Raw genomic sequence first — 20,162 nt, 5'->3', positions numbered from 1 at the left:
GCTGGTCAGGAGGAGGACCGGAGATGCCCGACTGTACCGCCTCACTCCCCGGACCGGGGGCGGCCCCGACTGCCCGTGCCGGAACGGCCGTTCCCCTGCGGGCGCCGCCCGTTGCCGCTGCCGGGGGCGCGGTCATGGACTTTGACGCGGGCCAGGCGCAGCAGAGCCGCGCCGGCGAAATAGCTCAGGAGGGCGTACCCCGGGAGCCCCGCCGGGCCGTCGTAGTCGTCCCCGGCGAGGGCGACGTTCAGCAGACCGACGAGGACCGCTGCCAGGGCGATGACGGTGAGGCCCCGCCACAGCACCGGCGGCACCGGGACGCCCAGCACGGTGGTGGCACCGACACGGCGTCCGCTGCCGGCCGCGGCGGTGCGGCCCTCGATCGGGCTGAACAGCATGACCAGCAGGGCGAGGACAGCGGCCAGGAACAGCAGCCAGGGGACCCGCAGCAGGAACCACTGGCCGGAGCCCGGCTCGGGCTGCGGCATGACGCCGGTCCAGTAGAGGGCGGCACCGGCGATGATCACCGCGGTCATGTGCCACAGGAAGATCGTCAGCACCACGGTATTGGCGCCCACCACCACCGTCCACGGCCCGGTACGGCGGAGGAAGCGGTTGCTGGGCCCGGACAGCAGCAAGGCGATGCCGAGCTGGGTGACGGCGAGGGCGAACAGCGCGAAGGTCGGGGGCGCGGTGTTGGAGAGCTCCTCACCGGGCACCGCGACCATGCTGACCGGATAAGGGCTGAACGGGAGCGAGGTCAGCAGGATGAGGGTCCCGAGGCCGGTCAGGGCGACGAGAGCCGAGGTGCGTGCCCGGTGCGTCAGCTGCCCGTCCCACCAGCAGAAGCCGATCTGGTGGATGGCGAGCCAGGTGAACAGGTAGTTGGCCTGGCCGACCACGGGGACGCCGCCGCCCATCCGGGCCGCGTCCAGGAGCAGGACCAGCGCGGCGAGGGCGGCCGGCACGGCCAGTCCCCAGCGCCGGTGGAGGGCGAAGGCCGGAGGGGTCATGAAGACCATCGCCAGGTAGGCGACGAGGAACCACAGCGGAATGGAGGCCAGCCAGGACACCGTGCCGATCACGTCACCGTCCACGCCGGCCAGGAACGCCGTCAGCGAGCCCGCTGCCAGCACCAGGAGCAGGGCGGTGGTGGGCCGCAGCAGCCGGTCGGTGCGGGAGAGGAGCCAGCTCGTGTCGTCCCCGCCCTTCCTGCGGTGCGAGGAGAGGGACGCGGCGTTGGCGTATCCCCCGACCATGAAGAAGACCGGCATCACCTGGAAGAGCCAGGTGAACGGATGAGTCCAGTCGAGTACTCCGAGCAGGTTGTATCCGTCGAGACCGCTGTCGTCGTGGACCACCACGGCGGCGGTCCAGTGCCCGAGGACCACCGCGCACAGGGCGAGCGCGCGGAGCAGATCAATGTGCCGGTCACGGCTTTCGGGCGTGTTCTCGGCCATCTGCCGCAGCTTGCCGGTCAGGCTTCCCGGGCGGGACATCTCCTCAACACCTTCGGCGGTCGGGAACGTTTCCGGCCGAGTGCCCGGTCCGGTGTTTCCGACGCGTCGGCGCCCGCCCCGGCCGCGCTGCCCGCGGTGCACCGGCGGCGGAGCGAGGCGGTGGTGTCAGCCGGCGACCGAGATGCGGGGCTCACCGGAGGTCACACCGTCCAGCTCCATCTGCTCAGCGATCTTCATCGCCTCTTCGATGAGGGTCTCCACGATCTTGGACTCGGGCACGGTCTTGATGACCTCGCCCTTGACGAAAATCTGCCCCTTGCCATTGCCGGAGGCGACACCCAGGTCGGCTTCACGGGCCTCACCGGGCCCGTTGACGACGCAGCCCATGACGGCGACGCGCAGCGGCACCTCCATGCCTTCGAGGCCGGCGGTGACCTCCTCGGCGAGCTTGTACACGTCCACCTGGGCACGGCCGCAGGAGGGGCAGGAGACGATCTCCAGGCCGCGCTCCCGCAGGCCCAGGGATTCCAGGATCTGGTTGCCGACCTTGATCTCCTCGACCGGCGGGGCGGACAGCGAGACCCGGATCGTGTCTCCGATGCCCTCGCTGAGCAGGGCGCCGAAGGCGACGGCGGACTTGATCGTGCCCTGAAAGGCCGGACCTGCCTCGGTGACCCCGAGATGCAGCGGGTAGTCGCAGCGGGCGGCCAGCTGCCGGTAGGCGTTGACCATGACCACCGGGTCGTTGTGCTTGACGGAGATCTTGATGTCGCGGAAGCCGTGCTCCTCGAACAGCGAACACTCCCACAGCGCCGACTCGACCAGCGCCTCGGGGGTGGCCTTGCCGTACTTGGCGAGCAGCCGCTTGTCGAGCGAGCCGGCGTTGACCCCGATCCGGATCGGGGTGCCCGCGGCGGAGGCGGCGTCGGCGATCTCCTTGACCCGGTCGTCGAACTGCTTGATGTTGCCCGGGTTGACGCGGACCGCCGCGCATCCGGCGTCGATCGCGGCGAACACGTACTTCGGCTGGAAGTGAATGTCGGCGATGACGGGGATCTGTGACTTGCGGGCGATCACCGGCAGGGCGTCCGCGTCGTCCTGGGTGGGACAGGCCACCCGGACGATCTGGCAGCCGGAAGCGGTCAGCTCGGCGATCTGCTGCAGCGTGGCACCGATGTCGGACGTGCGGGTGGTGGTCATCGACTGCACGGAGACAGGGGCGTCCCCGCCCACGGCGACCGAGCCGACCTGCAGTTTCCGGCTGACTCTGCGGTCTGCCAGCTTCAGCGGTACGGACGGCATTCCCAGCGAGATGGCTGTCATCGGTTCTTGCAACCCCACGGTGCGGCTCATGGTCCCGGGTTCGGCGGGCTCCGGATACTGAGACTACGCCACCGCGGGTGGCCCGCATGCACGCCACCCGCCGACCCGGAGCCCGCCCCACCCACCGCTGCTGCCGGGGATGTTCTCCGGTCCCGCCGGCTCCGCGCTAACCCGTCAGCCGAACCGGGGTCACGATGTCCGCGGCCAGGACGAGCAGGGTGAAACAGATGAACGCCCCGGCCACCACGTAGGCGACGGGCATCAGCTTGGCCACGTCGAAGGGGCCGGGGTCGGGCCGCTTGAAGAGCCGGGCGAGGAACCGCCGCACCGACTCCCACATCGCGCCGGCGATGTGGCCGCCGTCCAGCGGCAGCAGCGGCAGCATGTTGAACAGGAACAGTGACAGGTTGAAGCCGGCGACCAGGAACAGCGCGGTCGCGATCTGCTGGCTGGCGGGGATGTCGAGGGTGAAGATCTCGCCGCCGACCCGGGCCGCGCCGACGACGCCCATCGGGGAATCCTGGTCCCGCTCCCCGTTGCCCCAGGCCGCGTCCCACAGGCCGGGGATCTTGGACGGCAGGTTGAGCAGGGCCTGGAAACCGGTGACCATGATGTCACCGCTGCGCTCGACAGCCTGCGGGAAGTCCTGCTTGACCACGCCGGTGGCCGGGGAGAAGCCGAGGAAGCCGGCGGTGACGTACTCGTTCTCCACCTGTCCGCCGCTGCCGTCGAGCTTGGCGACCCGGTTCTCGATGAGGTCGGCGGTGAGGACTTCGGTGCGGCCCTCGCGCTCCACGGTGAGGGTGGCCTCGCCGGTCGTCTCCCGGATGCTCTGCTGGAGAGCTCCCCACTCCTCGACCGGCTCGCCGTTGAACGCCACGATCGTGTCGCCCGGCTGCAGGCCGGCCGCGTTGGCCGGCGACTCCGGATCACCGGCCCGGCACTCGGTGCGCTGCTCGCTCTGCGAGACCACGCACTCGGAGACGGTCGCCACGGTGGTGGTCTGGGTGTTGACTCCGAAGGCCATCAGCACACCCAGGAAGATCGTCACCGCCAGGATGAGGTTCATCGCCGGCCCGGCGAACATGACGATGACGCGCTTCCAGGGCTTGCGCGTGTAGAAGAGCCGGTTCTCGTCCCCCGGCCGCAGCTCCTCGTAGGCAGCGGCGCGGGCATCCTCGATCATGCCGCGGAACGGGGAGGTGGAGCGCTTCCTGACGCGGCCGTCGTCGCCGGGCGGGAACATGCCGATCATGCGGATGTAGCCGCCCAGCGGGATCGCCTTCAGGCCGTACTCGGTCTCACCCTTGTGCTTCGACCACAGCGTGGGGCCGAAGCCGACCATGTACTGCGGGACCCGGATGCCGAACATCTTGGCGGTGCTCAGGTGCCCCAGCTCGTGCCAGCCGATGGAGAAGAGCAGCCCGACGACGAAGACGATGATGCCTACCAAGAACATCACGCTGGTCATGCTCCACCGTTTTCCTTCGTCAGCTCCTGCGCACGCCGTCGCGCCCAGGTCTCCGCATCAAGGACGTCCGGGAGTGTCAGGGAAGTTCCGGAACCGGATGTGCCGTGCTCCTCGACGACCCGGGCAACGGTGTCCACGATGCCGGTGAAGGGGAGCCGGCCGTCGAGGAAGGCACCCACACACTCCTCGTTGGCCGCGTTGAACACCGCGGGCACGGTACCTCCGAGCGTACCGACGTGGCGGGCGAGTGCGACCGACGGGAAGGCCGCGGAGTCGAGCGGGAAGAACTCCCAGGTGTGCGCGGTCGTCCAGTCGCATCCCGGTGCGGCGCCCGGTACCCGTCCCGGCCAGCCCAGGCCCAGCGCGATCGGTACCCGCATGTCGGGCGGGCCGGCCTGCGCGAGGGTCGATCCGTCGGTGAACTCCACCATCGAGTGAACGTAGGACTGCGGGTGGACCACGACCTCGATGCGGTCGAAGGGGATGTCGAAGAGCAGATGTGCCTCGATGACCTCCAGTCCCTTGTTGACCAGAGTGGCGGAGTTGACGGTGACCATCGGGCCCATGGCCCAGGTGGGGTGCGCCAGGGCGTCCGCGGGAGTCACCTCGGCGAGCTCGGCCTTCGTCCGGCCGCGGAACGGGCCGCCGGACGCGGTCACGACGAGCCTCGCCACCTCGGGACGGGTTCCGCCGAGGAGCGCCTGGAACAGCGCCGAGTGCTCGGAGTCGACGGGGACGATCTGGCCCGGCCGGGCGACCGCCTTCACCAGCGGACCGCCGACGATGAGGGACTCCTTGTTCGCCAGCGCCAGCACCCGGCCGGCCCGCAGAGCGGCCAGGGTGGCCGCCAGCCCGACCGACCCGGTGATGCCGTTCAGCACCGTGTGGCACTGGCTCGCGGCGAGCCGGGCGGGCGCGTCCGGGCCGGCAAGGATCTCCGGCAGCGGCTCCCGGACCCCGTAGAGGGCCCGCAGCGCCTGCCGTAGTTCGGTGACCTTGTCCTCCTGGGCGACGGCCACCGCCCGGACCTGGAGCCGGTACGCCTGTCCGGCCAGCAGAGGGAGGTTCCCGCCGTTCGCCGACAGCCCCGTCACACGGAAGCGTCCCGGGTTGCGCAGCACCACGTCGACGGCCTGGGTACCGATGGAGCCGGTGGAGCCGAGGATCACCACCTCCCGCGGGCCGTCGGGCGGCAGCGCCTCCGGGTGGCGCAGGTGCGGGTCGGCAAGGGGGGCAGGGCTCTCCGTCATGGCCCCTATTCTGGGGCCTCCCCGGGCGCCCCCGTCCAGCCGCCCGCGGCAGTCCGGCCGCTCCCGGGCTGGACACCGCGGCGTGGCTCCACGCGACCGGGCGAAGCGGCCCGCCCGCCGGACACCCGGTCGTGCGCCGCACCGGGCCGGGCAGGACCGTTGCCAACGCGGACAAAGACGCCACCCGCCCGATTTCTTCCATTTGCGGATCTGTTGCGGCTCATTTCCGGTTTTCACCCCTTTGGACTGGCTACCCGCGAGCGCAGGACGGTACCGCAACTGCGCGCCGGGCTTGCAGGCACCCAGCCCGATGCACCGGTCGGCCGGGGAGGAACCGACCCGGTAGCGCACACCGCCGGCTCCGCGGGGCACCGCGGTGACCGCAAGGAAGAGTGAGGAGTGGCCCCATGAGTGACTCAGCGAACGTGAAGGCCGAGCGTGCCCAGCAAGCCGGACAAGCGGCGCAGCAGGAAGCGTCCGCCACGGCCGGCCGGGCGGGGCAGGCGGCCGGCCAGGTCGGTGCCACCGCAGCCGAGCAGGCCAAGGCGGTGACGGAACAGGCACAGGAGCGCGGCCTGTCGGTGGTGCGGGAACTGCGCGAGCGCGTCACGGACGAGGCCCAGACCCAGACCCGGCGCACCGCGGGCAACCTGCGGCAGTGGGCGGACGACTTCGCCGCACTCGCCGAGAAGGCGCCCGGCGACTCCCCCGCGCGCAACCTGGTCACGCAGGCCGCCGACGGCGGTCACCGGGCGGCGGACTACCTGGAACGGCAGGGACTGCGTGGCGCTCTGCACGAGGTGCAGGGCTTCGCGCGCCGGCGTCCCGGTGCCTTCCTCGGCGGAGCGATGCTCGTCGGATTCGCTGTCGGCCGGATGGCCAAGGCCGGCGGAAGCGGCTCCGGCGGGCCGGACGGGCAGGCGCAGCCGCGGCAGCTCCCGGCAGCCGAGCGGGAGAGTCAGCCGTACGACGAAGCACAGCGGACCTACCTTCCGGAGGCGTGACATGGCACTGATGTCTTCGCGGCAGTCGTCCAGGCCCCGTCAGGAGGAGACCCCCGAGGAGGATGCCTCGGTGGGTGAGCTGCTGGCCGAGGTGACCTCGGACGTGCAGAAGCTGCTCCGGCAGGAAATGGAGCTTGCCAAGACGGAAGTACGCGAGGAGGCGGTCAAGGCGGGAAAGGCCGCCGGTATGTACGGCGGAGCCGGATTCGCCGGCTACATGGTGGCCCTGTTCCTGTCGCTGGCGGCCATGTGGGGCCTCGGCAACCTGATGGACCTGGGCTGGGCCGCCCTGATCGTCACCGCGGTGTGGGCGATTGTCGGAGCGGTTCTCTACATGCTGGGCCGTTCCACCATGCAGTCGGTCTCACCCAAGCCCGAGCAGACCGTGGAGTCGCTGAAGGAGGATGCGGAATGGGCACGTCACCCGACCAGGTAAGAGCCGATATCGATTCCACCAGGGAGAAGCTGGCAACCGATGTCAACCGGCTGGCCGACCGGGCCAGTCCGAAACAGATGGCACGCCGGCGCCGCGCCCGGGTCGGCAGGGCGATGTCCGGGATGCGGAACCGCGTCATGGGAACGGCGTCGGAGAGCACCGGGCATGCCAAGGACCGGACCCGGCAGGCCGCCCACTCCCTGCAGGAGGGCGCCGGGCAGGTCACGGATTCCGCACGTCAGGCAGGTGATGCTGTGAAGAACACCCCCGATCAGGCCATGCGGCAGACGCAGGGCAACCCGATGGCAGCCGGTGTGATCGCCTTCGGCACCGGACTTCTGGCGGCGTCGCTCCTGCCGAAAACCCGGACCGAGGAGCGGGTGGCCCACTCCGAGAGCGCCGGTGAGCTCGCCGCGCCCTTCCGGACGCAGGCCACCGAGTCGGCCGAGCGTCTGAAGGAGGACGCCACCGAATCCGTGCAGCAGGCGGCGGAGGACATGAAGGGCACCGCCACGCAGACGGCCCGCCACACCAAGGAGGAGGCCCGGGAGCAGTCCCGCCAGGTCGGCGGTGAGGCCCGCGAAGCCGGGAAGAACGTTGCCGACCAGGCACGCGAATAGGAAGCCGCCCCTCAGGTAACCCGGACGGCAGTCAGCGCCCGGGCCGGGCCCGGGACGCACCCGGTGGCCGCACGCGGGTACGGGAGGCGTCCCGGGACCGGGGACAGCCGGTGAGAGAACAGGTGGTGGAATCGCATGGCACGGCACACAGGTGACGGCGACGACGCGACGGAGCGCGGCAGAGGTGGTCGGCGCGGCGGAGGATCACGGTGGCGTCCCGGACAGGAGTCGGCGCCGGGCCCTGAGGCGGAGGAGCGCTCACGGCGGAGGACCGGGCCACCGCCCGCCGGTCAGGAGGCGCAGCCGAGGCCCGCGCAGGGCGCCCGGCCGGGTCCGGAGCGGGGTTCCGAGCGGGCCGCCGGCCCGGCCGCAGCACCGGTACCGCCGGAAGGCGGCCGGGGGCCCGCACCCGCGGCCCGTGAGGAGGAGGCACCGGCGCGTGCCGAGGGACCCACGGATCTGCCCAAGCAGTCCTGGTGGCAGGCGCTGAAGCGGACCATGACGGAGTTCAAGGCCGACGGGCTCAACGACTGGGCCGCCGCGTTGACCTACTACGGGGTGCTGTCGATCTTCCCCGCTCTGCTGGCCCTGGTGTCCGTGCTGGGCGTGCTGGGCGCCGATGTCATCGACCCGCTTCTCGACAACGTGGGCGATCTGGCGCCAGGGGCCGTCCAGGACATTCTGACCAGCATGCTGGAGCAGCTGGAGGAGACCGGGGCAACGGCCGGATTCGCGCTGGTCATCGGTCTTGCGATCGCCCTGTGGTCGGCATCGAGGTACGTCGGCGCCTTCATGCGGGCGTCCAATGCCGTGTACGACATCGGTGAGGGCCGTCCGGTCTGGATCACCCTGCCGGTCCGCTTCGGCATCACCGTTCTTCTCGTCGTCCTGCTGGCCGCCATCGCGGTGGGAGTGGTCTTCACCGGTGGACTGGCCCAGCGTGCGGGAGACCTCATCGGGCTGGGGGACACCGCCCTCATGGTGTGGGACATCGCCAAGTGGCCGGTGATGGTACTGCTGGTCAGCTTGATCTTCGCGGTGCTCTTCTGGGCCGCGCCCAATGTGAAGCGCAAGTTCTCCTGGCTGACCCCGGGCGGACTGCTGGCCGTCGTCGTCTGGCTCATCGCCTCGGCCCTGTTCGCGCTGTACGTGGCGAACTTCGGCAACTACAACGAGACCTACGGAAGCCTGGCCGGAATCATCATCTTCCTGGTCTGGCTGTGGATCTCGAACATCGCCATCCTTCTCGGTCTGGAGTTCAACTCCGAGCTGGAACGCAGCCGGGCCATCGAGGCGGGCCTGCCCGCCGATGAGGAGCCCTACGCCGAGCCCCGGGACACCCGGAAACTCTGAGAGCGTCGGAGCCCGGCGTCGCGTCCACTCCTTGGTGGGTACAACGCCGGGCTCCCGGCTGTCCGCCTCGGCTCAGAGCCGTGTCACCGCTCCGGCGACGCCCCGTCGAGCAGCCCGAGCACGGAGCGCAGGGCGTCGGGGCGTTCCGTGACGGGCAGGTGCGGGACCTGGAGGAAGGCGCAGCCGATCGCCTGAGCGCCACCGTCCGCGCGCCGGCTGTCGCCGACCATCAGGGTGTCGCCGGGGGCGGTGTTCAGCTTGTCGCAGGCGATGCGGAAGAGCGTGGGGTCGGGCTTCTGGATGCCGTGCTCGAAGGACAGCACATAGCTGTCCACGAACGGGGCGAAGCCGTGGGCGCGGAAGAGCGGCCGCAGGTCCCAGCCGATGTTGGACAGGACTCCGACCCGCAGACCCCGCTGCTTCAGCAGGCTCAGCACCTCGGCGGCATCCGGATACGGCGACCAGGCTTCCGGCGTCGAGGAGCGCGCGTAGAGGGCCTCGTGCAGGTCCCAGGGCAGACCGGTCTCCCGGGACAGCGTGGTGTAGGCGGAGCGGTGCAGCCCGGCGCTCTCGTCGCGGTGCTCCCAGAGGCGGCGCAGCCGGTCCGGGACGGCAGCCGGCTCTGCCCCGCCCGGAAGCGCGCCGGCCCTCTCCAGCCGGTCCGCCCAGTGGAGCAGCTCACCTTCCGGGACTGCGATGCCCGCTTCCGCCAGCACCGCGCGCAACCAGCACTCGGCCGGCTCGACGCGGAAGAGCGTTCCGGAAAAATCAAACAGCACACCGGTGATCGCCACCGGACGATCCTCCCCCACGCGCAAGGGGACGGACAACCCCGCCCGGCCCGACGGGGCAGCAGACACGGCCGGGCTCCGGGCAGGGTCACCGGGCCGTCCCGGCGGGGCCCGCTCAGCTGATCCGGCGGTGGACGTTCTCCCTCCGGCTGGGGCCGGGGGTTGCCGGTGCGATCCAGGGCCCGGGGGTGGAGGGGTCGATGACGCCGTACTCGAGCCAGGTGTACTGGCCGTCGAGGATGCCGCGGACGACTTTCCGGTCGAGCTCATCGGTGTTGTGCCAGAGGCGGGTGAAGAGGTCCTCGACCCGCAGTCTGGACTGCCGGCAGAAGGCGTCGGCGAGCCGGTATGCCTCGCGGCCGTTCTCCCCGCGGTCGCGCATGCTCTCCGCCCGCACACAGGCCGCGCTCATCGCGAAGAGCTCGGCACCGATGTCCACGACACGGCCGAGGAAGCTCTGCTTGGATTCCATCTTCCCCTGCCACCGGGACATCGCGTAAAAGGTGGAGCGGGCGAGCTTCCGGGAGGCGCGCTCCGCGTAGCGCAGGTGGGGTGAGAGGTCGGGGTGCCCGGAGTGCCGGAAGTCCCGGTAGGTCAGGGGGACCTGGCCCCGGCCGGCGGCCAGCTTCGGCAGCCAGCGGGAGTAGAAGCCGCCTGCCGCGAGCAGCGCTTTGCCCTTGTCGCCCAGCCCTTTCTCCGGGTCGATCAGGTCGCCGGCGACCTTCAGGTGGGTGTCGACCGCCTCCCGGGCAATGAGCAGGTGCATGATCTCGGTCGAGCCCTCGAAGATGCGGTTGATCCGCAGGTCGCGCAGCACCTGTTCGGCAGGGACGCCGCGTTCGCCGCGGGCCGCCAGGGACTCGGCGGTCTCGAAGCCGCGCCCGCCACGGATCTGGACCAGCTCATCCGCCATCAGGCAGGCCATCTCGCTGCCGTACAGCTTGGCGAGCGCCGCTTCGATGCGGATGTCGCGACGGTCTTCGTCGGCCATTTCGCAGGAGAGGTCGAGGAGTGCCTCCAGCGCGAAGGTGGTGGCCGCGATGAAGGACATCTTGCTGCCGACGGCCTCGTGCCTGGCCACCGGCTTTCCCCACTGCACACGCACCCCGGTCCACTCGCGGGCGATCTTCAGACTCCACTTCCCGGCGCCGACGCACAGTGCGGGGAGCGAGAGCCGACCGGTGTTCAGCGTGGTCAAAGCGATCTTGAGGCCCTCACCCTCCTTGCCGATGCGGTTGGCCGCGGGGACCCGCACGCGGTGGAGGCGGGTGACCCCGTTCTCGATGCCGCGCAGCCCCATGAAGGCGTTGCGGTTCTCCACCGTGATCCCAGGGGAGTCCGCCTCGACGACGAAGGCGCTGATGCCGCCGGGGTGGCCGGGGCTGCTGGGCACAGCTGCCATGACGACCAGCAGGTCGGCGATGACCCCGTTGGTGGTCCACAGCTTCACACCGTCCAGGAGGTAGTCGTCACCGTCCGGTACGGCCGTGGCTCCCAGGCGGGCCGGGTCGGAGCCGACGTCCGGCTCGGTCAGCAGGAAGGCGGAGATCGCGTCGCGGGCGCAGCGCGGCAGGAAGGCCTGCTTCTGTTCCTCGGTTCCGAAGATCTTCAGCGGCTGCGGCACGCCGATGGACTGATGGGCCGACAGCAGCGCGCCGACCGCCGGGCTGACGGAACCGACGAGGGCCAGGGCACGGTTGTAGTACAGATGGCTGAGTCCGACACCGCCGTAGGCCGGGTCGATCTTCATGCCGAGGGCGCCCAGCTCCTTCAGCCCGCGGATCACCTCGTCGGGGATGCGGGCCTCACGCTCGATCAGCGCCCCGTCGATCTTCGTCTCGCAGAACTCCCGCAGCCGGGCGAGGAATTCCTCCCCGGTGCGGACTGCTTCCTCGTTGGGCAGCGGATGAGGATGGAGCAGGTCGAGCCGGAAGCGGCCGAGGAACAGCTCCTTGGCGAAGCTCGGCTTGCGCCACTCCTGGTCCCGGGCCGCTTCGGCGACCTGCCTGGACTCCTGCTCGGATACGGACGCCGTTTGTGCGGCGGTCATCTTCGCTCCCTCGCCGTCGAGATGCGGACACGTCCACTGGCTGGTGCTACTCGGGCGTATGTACCCGATTCGGGCGGGGAGTATCAGTCCTGACAGGGGACTCCTCCACGGCGTGACGTCTGGGCGATGGCGGCGTTGAAGCGCTTCGACGCATCCCTGGACAGGGCTGCCCGTCCGGTCTAGGGTCTGTGCCTAGCCCGTAGACGCGTAGGGACCGGCTCGCGAGACCCTCGCATCGAAGCGCTTCACCTTCTGCCCCCGGCACTCATCTGGAGAGCACCATGGTCACCCTTGCCGAGGTAGCCCGGCACGCGGGGGTCTCCGCCAGCACGGTGAGCTACGTCCTCAGTGGCAAGCGGACCATCTCGGCTCCCACCCGCGAGCGGGTCGAGCACAGCATCCAGCAGCTGGGCTACCACCCCAACGCCGGAGCCCGGGCCCTTGCCAGCAGCAAGTCCAACATCATCGCGCTGATGATGCCCCTGCGCACCGACATGTACGTGCCCGTGATGATGGAGATCGCCATCGCAGTGGCCACCACGGCCCGCGAGCACGGCTACGACGTCCTGCTGCTCACCGGCCAGGAAGGTCCCGAGGCGGTGCGCCGGGTGGTCGGCAGCGGGCTGGCCGACGCCATGATCCTCATGGACGTCGAACTGGACGACGACCGGCTCCCCCTGCTGCACGAGGCGGCCCGGCCGGCCGTGCTCATCGGCCTGCCGGCCGACACCACCGGCCTGACCTGCGTGGATCTGGACTTCACCGCCACCGGGCAGCTGTGTGTGGAGCACCTGGCCGGGCTCGGCCACCGGGAGCTCGCCGTGGTCGGCGAGGCCGCCGCCGTGTACGAGCGCCGCACCGGCTTCGCGGAGCGCACCCTCGCCGGCGTCCGGGAGCGCGCGGCCGGCCTCGGCCTGAGCCTGCTGCACCGGCCCTGTGACGGCTCCTACGAATCGATGGCGGGGACCCTGGCGCGGATCTTCGACGAGCGTCCCGGCACCACGGGGTTCATCGTGCAGAACGAGGCGGCGATCGGGCCGATGCTCGGCCTGCTGCGCCAGCAGGGCCGAGCCGTGCCCGAGGACGTCTCGGTGGTGGCCGTCTGCCCCGACCAGGTGGCGACGCAGACCTCCGTGTCGCTGACCTCGGTGGCCATCCCGGCCCAGGAGATGGGGCGCCGGGCCGTGGAGCTGGCGATGGAGAAGACTGCGCGGGCGGCGCGGCCCTCGCGGACCGCCGGCAACGGCGGAGCGCCCGGCGGGCTGGGGGCGGACCGGGTGGAGTTGCTGCCTCCGCAGCTGACCGTCCGGGCCAGCACCGGACCGGCCCGGGCCTTCTGACCTCGGAACGGCGCATTGCCTGCCGGGCTCCTGACCGGATCTCTGCGTCCGCGCGTCAGCTGTGACTGACGCTGAAGCGGTTGGTACGGAAGTCCAGTCCGCCGGCCGAGGAGGTGATCTCGTAGCCGAACTGCACGTCACCGATGACGTCGGTGTGGTTCATCCAGCCCTGATCGGCGATCCAGCGCAGGATGGGCAGCAGGTTGACGCTGCCCGCCGTGGACTGGCCGGTGCGCAGGAACGAGTACACGTGGTTGTGGCCGTTGCTGCCACGGTGGACGTCCCAGGTGTGACCGCCCAGGCTGATCCGGGTCTGAAAGGAGCCGAGCGGGCCGACGGGGCCGTGCCAGTTCATCCAGAGCATGATCTCGTGGTCGTAGTGCTCGTCCCAGATGTCGTAGGCGGTGTTGTAGGCACCGGCCGCGGGGACGGTCACGTCGTAACTGCTGGAGAGCGAGTTGATCCGGTTCAGCGGCCGGTTCACCACCCGTTTGGCGTTGGGGTAGGACTTGATGCCGCCGGTGTTGGGGTGGTCGGCCCACACACCCCAGCTGTTGTGGTCGTTGGCCCACATCGCCTGGTATCCGTAGCCGGAGCCCCAGATGTTGTTGTACAGGGTGTAGCCGCCGGTCTCCCAGTTCCCCCAGCGGTCGTCGGTCGACCAGGAGGCGGCGTGTGCGGGGGAAGCCGCGAGGCCCACGGCCAGCAGCAGGGCGAGGAACGGTGTCAGGAAGAGCGTGCGTGCGGTGCGTTTCACGGTGGGGCTGCTCGCTCGGTCGAAAGTCCCGTCCGGGACGGGACGGTGTGGGGGTCAGGACCGCAGTGCGGCCACGCCGTAGCGGTCCAGGGTGACCTCCTCCTCGTGTCGGGTGCCGGTGAGGACGTCCGTGCCCGGCTGTGGCAGCGGGACGGTCACCGGCTCCCGGTTGTGGTTGAGAAGGAAGAGCAGGGGCCCGCGGCGGACGGCCTCCACGCCGGCGGGGGCGCCGGGCAGTACCGGCAGGACACCGGCCGCAGCGGCGGCGTCGGCGAGCAGGGTGCGCAGGGCGGGACGCTCCAGCAGGGTGGAGACGTACAGGGCGACGCCGGTGCCGAAGGTGTGACGGGTGAGGGCCGGCCGGCCGGCCAGCTCGCCCTCCGCATAGACGGCGAGCGTGGTCGCGGTGTCCGTCTCCAGGTCCTCGCTCCACACGGTGCCGCGCGCGCCGTTGTCGAGCCGTACCGAGGCGTCCTCGTCCAGCGGCCACCACTCGTGGACGGTGGTGAGGCCGAGCAGCAGGCGCAGCCGGCTGTCCACCCCGCCCTCCCTGATCCGGTCGTCCGCGTCGGCGACGCCGGTGAAGAACCCGCAGATCAGGGTGCCGCCGGCCCGGACGTAGGCGGTGAGGTTGTCGAGGGCGGCATCGGTGAGCAGGTAGAGATGCGGGATGACGACGAGGCGGTAGCCGTCGAGGGTGGCCTCCGGGTGGGCGAAGTCGCAGGTGAGGTTCTGCTCCCAGAGCGCCTGGTACCAGGCGGTGAGGGTGGCCGGGTAGTCGAGCCCGGCGGAGGGACGGCCGTCCTGTCCGTCCGCCCACCAGGACTCCCAGTCGTGCAGCAGGGCGATACCGGCGGGCACCTGGTCGCCCACCACGTCGGTGAGCCGGGTCAGTTCGGAGCCGAGCGCCCGCACCTGCCGGAACAGCCGGGAGTGCTCCCCGGCATGCGGCAGCATCGCGGAGTGGAACTTCTCACTGCCCTGCCGGGACTGGCGCCACTGGAAGAAACAGATGCCGTCGGCCCCGCGGGCGACGGCCTGCAAGGACCACAGCCGCATCAGCCCGTCGGGCTTGGGATGGTTGACGCCGCGCCAGTTGACCGGCCCGGCGGCCTGCTCCATGAGCAGCCACGGGCCGCGGGCCTGGGAGCGGGTGAGGTCCTGGACCAGGGCACCGTGCGGGGCACCGGCGGCGTCCTCCCAGCCGGCCCGGGGGTCCGGGTACACGTCGACGGAGACCACGTCCTCCTCCGAAGCCCAGGCCCAGCCGTCCTGGCCGCTGAACAGCGGCATGAAGTTCGTGGTGACCGGGATGTCGGGGCTGTGCGCGGCGAGCACGTCACGTTCGGCGGTGAAGCATCCCAGCAGGGCATCACTGGTGAAGCGGTGGAAGTCCAGCTGCTGGGCGGGGTTGTTCAGGTACTGCGCCCGGCGGGGCGGGATGATCTCTTCCCAGGAGTCGTAGCGCTGGCTCCAGAACGCGGTGCCCCACGCCTCGTTGAGGGCACCGAGGGTGTCGTAACGCTCCTGCAGCCACTCCCTGAAGTGGGCGGCGCTCCCGTCGCACCAGCAGTGCGTGCCGTACTCGTTGTTGACGTGCCACAGCCGCAGGGCGGGGTGGCTGCCGTAGCGCCGGGCCAGGTCCTCGGTGATGCGCCGGGCGTAGTCGCGGTAGACCCGTGAAGAGGCGCAGAAGTGATTGCGGGAGCCGTACCAGACTGTCCGGCCGTGCTCGTCGCGCGGCAGGGTCTCGGGGTGCCGGGCGCCCATCCAGGGCGGCGGGGAGGCAGTGGGAGTGGCCAGGCAGACGTCGATGCCGCCTTCGTGGAGCAGATCCAGAACCCGGTCCAGCCAGCCGAATTCCCGTGCTCCGGGACGGGGTTCCAGGCGTGCCCAGGAGAAGACGCCCACGGTGGCCAGGTTGACGCCGGCCTCCCGCATCAGCCGGATGTCCTCCGGCCAGACCGACTCCGGCCACTGTTCCGGGTTGTAGTCCCCGCCGTACAGCAGACGCCCGCGGGTGGCGTCGGGAAGCGCGGCCATCAGCAGCCTTCCCGGGCCGGCGGAGCGGCCGGGTCCGCGGACGCAACGGCGGTGGTGGAGGCCTGGCGGTGACTGTGCCCGGTCATCTGGGGTCCCTCACTGACGGCTCGGTAGGGGGCGGGTGCGGTGGTGCCGGGCCCCGCCCCTGGGGGGGCGGGGCGGGACCCGGGGTGCGGGGTGGGCGGCTCAGCCCTTGACTGCGCCGATGAGCATGCCCTTCTTGAAGTGCTTCTGGACGAACGGGGAGAGCACGGCCACGGGCACCAGTGCGAGCACCATGACCGCCGTCTGCACGGCGATCGACGGGATCTGTCCGGTGCCGATCACCTGGGCCATCCCGGCGGGGCGTTCCCCGGCGATGACCAGTTGCTGCAGCACGTTCTGCAGCGGCATCTTCTCCTGGTCGGTGATGTAGATGAACGCGCTGAACCAGTTGCCCCAGTAGGCAACCGCGTAGAACAGCGAGATCACCGCGATCACCGCGCGGGAGAGCGGCAGCACGATCTGCCAGAGAATCCTGAACTCCCCCGCCCCGTCGATACGGGCACTGTCCATGAGCTCCTGCCCGACGTTCATGAAGAAGGCCCGGAGCACCAGGACGTTGAAGACACTGACCGCCATCGGCAGGATCAGCGCGCCGTAGCTGTTCATCAGCCCCAGTGTCTGGATCAGCAGGTAGGAGGGGATGAGCCCGGCGCCGCCGAAGAACATGGTGGCGAGCAGGGTCATCAGGAGCGAGCGGTGCCACAGCGAGCCCATCCGGGTGAGCCCGTAGGCGGCCAGCACGGACACCGTCATGCTGAACGCCGTGCCGACCAGCGTGAGACAGATGGAGATGACCATGGAACGGGCGACCTGGCCGCCGCTGAGCAGCTCGCGGTAGGCGTCGAAGGTGATGCCCTGCGGCCAGACCACCAGGCCGCCGGTGCGGCTGATGGTCTCCGCGTCGGAGAGGCTGGTGATCACCACGATCCACAGCGGGAAGACGATGGCCAGCAGGGCGATGCCCAGAATGACGCCCTTGGCGGTGAGCCCGACCTTCCCGGGCTCCTCCTCCCAGGGCGGGCGCCGCCTGGTGCCCTCGTCCTTGTCCTGTGTGAGCACGCTCATGACTTCTTGTACACCCCCGCTTCACCCATCGCGTGGGCGACCTTGTTGGCTGCCAGCACCAGGAGCAGGCTGAAGACACCCTTGACGATGCCGACGGCCGCCGCGTAACTGAACTGTCCGTTCTGGATACCGACGTTCCAGACGTAGGTGTCGAGGACTTCCGAGGCGCCGGGGCCCACCGCCGTCCGCTGGATCAGGAACTGCTCCATGCCCACGGTGAGGGCGCTGCCGACCTGGAGGACCAGGAGCAGGGCGATCACCGGCCGCAGGGCGGGCAGGGTGATGTGCCAGATGCGGCGCCAGCGGTTGGCGCCGTCCACCGCGGCGGACTCGTACAGCTCGTGGTTGACCGCGGAAAGCGCGGCGAGGAAGACGATGATGCCCCAGCCGGCGTCCTTCCAGATCAGCTGGAAGGTGATGAGGAACTTGAAGAAGGCCGGGTCGGTCATCAGGTCGAAGCCGTCGGCGAATCCGTGGTTCCGGGCGGTCTGCGCGATGAGTCCGGCGCCGCCGAAGATCTGCTGGAAGATCGTGATGACCAGCACCCAGGAGAAGAAGTGCGGCAGGTAGAGCACGGCCTGGGACCAGGCCCGCACCTTGCTGTGCAGGATGCTGTTGATCAGAATGGCGAGCGCGATGGGGAGCGGGAAGAACAGCGTCAGCTGGAGGAAGGAGAACACCAGCGTGTTCTGCACCGCGTTCCAGAAATAGCTGTCGTTGATCATCCGGTCGAACTGCTCGAGTCCGACCCAGGCGCTGTTCGCCATGCTGTCGAAGAAGCCGTCGCCCGCGTACGGGCTGAAGAACTGGAACGCGATGACGTTGCCGGCGATCGGGATGTAGGCGAACACCAGCAGCAGCGCGACAGCCGGCATCGTCATCAGAATCAGCGTGCGGTCCCGGCGCAGCCGGTGCCGGAAGGTGATGCCGCCCGTGAGCCGCGGGTCCCGGCGGCGCCGGGTGCGCGGCCGGGGCGCTTCCCTCTTGTCCTCGGGCGGCGGACCGCCGTTCTCCCGGGTCCGCGGTGGACTCGGGACCGTGCTCTGGGACACGGCGTCCTCTCTGTTCGGTGTGCTCACTGCCGCGACGGCCGGATCCGCGTGCCGGGAAGGCACGCGGAGGGCCTGCCCGCCGACGGGTCAGGCGCCCTCGGCGTCCAGCAGCTCCTGGTACCAGTCGCGCAGCTCGTCGCCACCGGAGCGTCGCCACTCGGTGACCGCGTTCTGCATGTCACTGATCGAGGCGCGCCCGCGCACCACGTCGTCCTCCAGGTCCTCGAAGGGGTCGGAGAGGTTGGCGTACTGGTCCGGCTCCTGGATCTGCCGCCCGTAGAACAGCGGCTCCCGCACGAACGGCATCATGCGCTGCTGCCATCCGCAGAGGTCCTCGACCACCTTGGGCTGATCCGGGTGGGCGATCGACTTCTCCGGGGAGGCGATGAAGACGTAGGTGTCCGGCGCCACTTCGGTCTCGCCCAGCGCGGTGCGCACCGGCATCCCGTCCTCGACGGTGTAGTGCGTTCCCTCCAGGCCGAAGCCGCGCAGCCGGTTCTCCAGGGTCCCGTAGGGCGCGGCGCAGAAGTTGGCCAGCTCCAGCGCGTCCCGGATGCGGTCCTCGGAGAGGTTCTTGTTGAGGAAGGTCCAGATGTTGGCGCCGTTTCCGGCGTGGATGACGGGGTCCCCACCGTCATGGTGGAAGAAGTCGAAGGCGTTCATGCGGAAGTCGCTGTTGCCGCCGGAGCGCTGCTCGCTGACCATGCCGTGCCACACACCGTCGCCGCTGTTGAACATCAGCGATTCTCCGGCGGTGAAACGGTTCTCGGCGTCTCCCTGGCCGGCCACCGCGTCCGGGTGGACGACGCCCGCCTCGTACATCCGGCGCATCCACTCCAGCGCCTCGAGGTACTCGTCGGTCTCGTACCGGTGCTCCAGCTTGCCGCCGGCCTCCCGCCAGCACATCGGCTTCTCCGGCAGCACCCCGAAGAAGACGAAGGCGGACCACTTGAAGTCGTCGCAGGCCCAGACCCGGTTGCGGGAGGAGGTGATGTCCTTGGCGAAGGACAGGAACTCGTCGGCACTGGTGGGCGGCGACCAGCCGTTCTCCTCGAAGATGTCCTCGCGGTAGAAGGGCACCACGCCGCCGATGACGGGCTGCGGCATCGGCAGGCCGCGCAGCGCCCCTCCGAAGATGGACGCCTGCCAGGCGGCGGTCGGGACGGCGGCGAGGTTGGGGTAGTCGAGGACCGCGTCGCCGGACAAGTAGGGGCCGAGGTCGGCGAAGCGCTGCTCGATGGCCCGGGGGATCTGCCCGCCCATGTTCCATCCCGGTATGCACACCAGGTCGGGGATGTCGCTGCCCGCCATGACGGTGCCGAGCTTCTCCCCGTAGGTGTTCCCGTCCTGGGTCTGCCAGCTCATCCGGACGCCGATGGCTTCGTCCATCATCGTCCAGTAGCCGTTGCCCTTCTTGGGCGGCGTGCCCCACAGCGGCGACATGATGTTGAGCTCGGCCCCGCTGCCCTTCGGAGTGGGCACCGAGACGCCGAGATCGTCGACCGGGATGTAGCTGGTGAACCCCGGAGTGGAGCCGTTGACGCTGGGGATGTCGGGGTCGACCGCGATGTCCGACGCCTGATACGAAGGGAGGATCTGGGTGGCCTCGTCCTCAGTGATCCGGCCCCCGCCCCCACCGCCGCCCCCACCGTTGTCCGAGCCGCACGCGGACAGCAGGGGCACGCTGCCCACGGCCGCCGCGGCTACGGCGGTGGAGGCGAGGAACGATCTCCGGGAGGGAGCGGATCGGGAGTTCGGCATGGCGTCAACCCTTCAAGGCTTTCCTGGTGCAGATGACTCTCGTGCAGCTCGGTGCGCGCCCGAGGCAAGGCTTCCGTCGCCGCGCGACCTGTGACGCATGTGGTCGAAGCGCTTCGATGTTGCGCTGAGGTTAAGTCGGCACAGCGGGCCGCACAAGACCTCGCCACATAAAACTTCAACATCCACCACACCCGCACGAGGCATGGGGGATCTAGGCCAATCGCCGTTGTTGCCGAGGTGGGTCTTGACAGGAGACCTCTTCGAAACACAGCATCGAAGCGCTTCAATAGCTGCTCCACCCGTTCCCATCCGACACCGAGAATCGCGCCGCCGCGGCAGCC

At 70.0% G+C, this 20,162-nt stretch carries 16 protein-coding genes; 5 read left to right on the top strand and 11 right to left on the bottom strand.

Features of this window, described 5'->3' with window-relative positions; translation table 11 throughout:
* Positions 1 to 41: 41 nt before the first annotated feature.
* The 4 genes from PJ985_RS19250 to dxr form a co-directional block, all read right to left on the bottom strand.
* Positions 42 to 1,499, bottom strand: coding sequence for an acyltransferase family protein (locus PJ985_RS19250; protein ID WP_271685093.1), 1,458 nt, complete (start codon positions 1,497 to 1,499; stop codon positions 42 to 44).
* A 126-nt stretch (positions 1,500 to 1,625) separates the two neighbouring features.
* Positions 1,626 to 2,783, bottom strand: a complete 1,158-nt coding sequence (ispG, locus tag PJ985_RS19245; protein ID WP_271685092.1) for a flavodoxin-dependent (E)-4-hydroxy-3-methylbut-2-enyl-diphosphate synthase — start codon at positions 2,781 to 2,783, stop codon at positions 1,626 to 1,628.
* 166 nt (positions 2,784 to 2,949) lie between these two features.
* Complete coding sequence (locus tag PJ985_RS19240; protein ID WP_271685091.1) at positions 2,950 to 4,254, bottom strand: M50 family metallopeptidase; 1,305 nt, start codon at positions 4,252 to 4,254, stop codon at positions 2,950 to 2,952.
* Positions 4,251 to 5,504, bottom strand: coding sequence for a 1-deoxy-D-xylulose-5-phosphate reductoisomerase (gene dxr / locus PJ985_RS19235; protein ID WP_271685090.1), 1,254 nt, complete (start codon positions 5,502 to 5,504; stop codon positions 4,251 to 4,253). The genes PJ985_RS19240 and dxr overlap by 4 nt, the downstream gene beginning before the upstream one ends.
* A 407-nt stretch (positions 5,505 to 5,911) precedes the next feature.
* Here dxr and PJ985_RS19230 point away from each other — a divergent pair, with 407 nt between their 5' ends.
* The 4 genes from PJ985_RS19230 (at position 5,912) to PJ985_RS19215 (ending at position 8,917) form a co-directional block, all read left to right on the top strand.
* The gene (locus PJ985_RS19230) at positions 5,912 to 6,508 is read left to right on the top strand and encodes a hypothetical protein (protein WP_271685089.1); all 597 of its coding nucleotides are present in this window, start codon (positions 5,912 to 5,914) and stop codon (positions 6,506 to 6,508) included.
* A gap of 1 nt (position 6,509) precedes the next feature.
* A complete protein-coding gene (locus PJ985_RS19225; RefSeq protein ID WP_271685088.1) occupies positions 6,510 to 6,944 on the top strand; it encodes a phage holin family protein in 435 nt (144 codons plus the stop codon).
* Positions 6,920 to 7,564 (top strand): DUF3618 domain-containing protein, encoded by a 645-nt coding sequence (locus PJ985_RS19220; protein WP_271685087.1) that lies wholly within the window; start codon positions 6,920 to 6,922, stop codon positions 7,562 to 7,564. The genes PJ985_RS19225 and PJ985_RS19220 overlap by 25 nt, the downstream gene beginning before the upstream one ends.
* 498 nt (positions 7,565 to 8,062) lie before the next feature.
* The gene (locus tag PJ985_RS19215) at positions 8,063 to 8,917 is read left to right on the top strand and encodes a YihY/virulence factor BrkB family protein (RefSeq protein ID WP_333909876.1); all 855 of its coding nucleotides are present in this window, start codon (positions 8,063 to 8,065) and stop codon (positions 8,915 to 8,917) included.
* 83 nt (positions 8,918 to 9,000) lie between these two features.
* Here PJ985_RS19215 and PJ985_RS19210 read toward each other — a convergent pair whose 3' ends face one another.
* Positions 9,001 to 9,711 (bottom strand): HAD family hydrolase, encoded by a 711-nt coding sequence (locus PJ985_RS19210; protein ID WP_271685086.1) that lies wholly within the window; start codon positions 9,709 to 9,711, stop codon positions 9,001 to 9,003.
* A gap of 112 nt (positions 9,712 to 9,823) precedes the next feature.
* Positions 9,824 to 11,758: an acyl-CoA dehydrogenase family protein gene (locus PJ985_RS19205; protein WP_271685085.1), complete on the bottom strand. Its 1,935-nt coding sequence runs from the start codon at positions 11,756 to 11,758 to the stop codon at positions 9,824 to 9,826.
* 281 nt (positions 11,759 to 12,039) lie between these two features.
* Between PJ985_RS19205 and PJ985_RS19200 the strand changes: the two genes are divergently transcribed.
* Positions 12,040 to 13,098 (top strand): LacI family DNA-binding transcriptional regulator, encoded by a 1,059-nt coding sequence (locus tag PJ985_RS19200; protein WP_271685084.1) that lies wholly within the window; start codon positions 12,040 to 12,042, stop codon positions 13,096 to 13,098.
* Positions 13,099 to 13,153: 55 nt separating this feature from the next.
* On the opposite strand, the gene PJ985_RS19195 is transcribed toward PJ985_RS19200, so the two are convergent.
* From PJ985_RS19195 to PJ985_RS19175, 5 genes are all read right to left on the bottom strand, one after another.
* A complete protein-coding gene (locus PJ985_RS19195; RefSeq protein WP_271685083.1) occupies positions 13,154 to 13,855 on the bottom strand; it encodes a GH12 family glycosyl hydrolase domain-containing protein in 702 nt (233 codons plus the stop codon).
* Between the two features lie 54 nt (positions 13,856 to 13,909).
* On the bottom strand, positions 13,910 to 15,898 hold the full coding sequence (locus PJ985_RS19190) for a beta-galactosidase (RefSeq protein WP_271685082.1): 1,989 nt from the start codon (positions 15,896 to 15,898) through the stop codon (positions 13,910 to 13,912).
* A 186-nt stretch (positions 15,899 to 16,084) separates the two neighbouring features.
* The gene (locus PJ985_RS19185; RefSeq protein WP_271685081.1) at positions 16,085 to 17,008 is read right to left on the bottom strand and encodes a carbohydrate ABC transporter permease; all 924 of its coding nucleotides are present in this window, start codon (positions 17,006 to 17,008) and stop codon (positions 16,085 to 16,087) included.
* Complete coding sequence (locus PJ985_RS19180) at positions 17,005 to 18,060, bottom strand: ABC transporter permease (protein WP_271685080.1); 1,056 nt, start codon at positions 18,058 to 18,060, stop codon at positions 17,005 to 17,007. Before PJ985_RS19180 ends, PJ985_RS19185 begins: the two co-directional genes overlap by 4 nt.
* Before the next feature lie 87 nt (positions 18,061 to 18,147).
* Positions 18,148 to 19,821, bottom strand: coding sequence for an extracellular solute-binding protein (locus tag PJ985_RS19175; RefSeq protein ID WP_271685079.1), 1,674 nt, complete (start codon positions 19,819 to 19,821; stop codon positions 18,148 to 18,150).
* Positions 19,822 to 20,162: the final 341 nt, after the last annotated feature.

It is taken from the genome of Streptomyces sp. ACA25, from assembly GCF_028200735.1.
In the GTDB taxonomy this organism is placed as follows: domain Bacteria; phylum Actinomycetota; class Actinomycetes; order Streptomycetales; family Streptomycetaceae; genus Streptomyces.
This window is presented reverse-complemented; position numbering and strand designations above follow the sequence as displayed.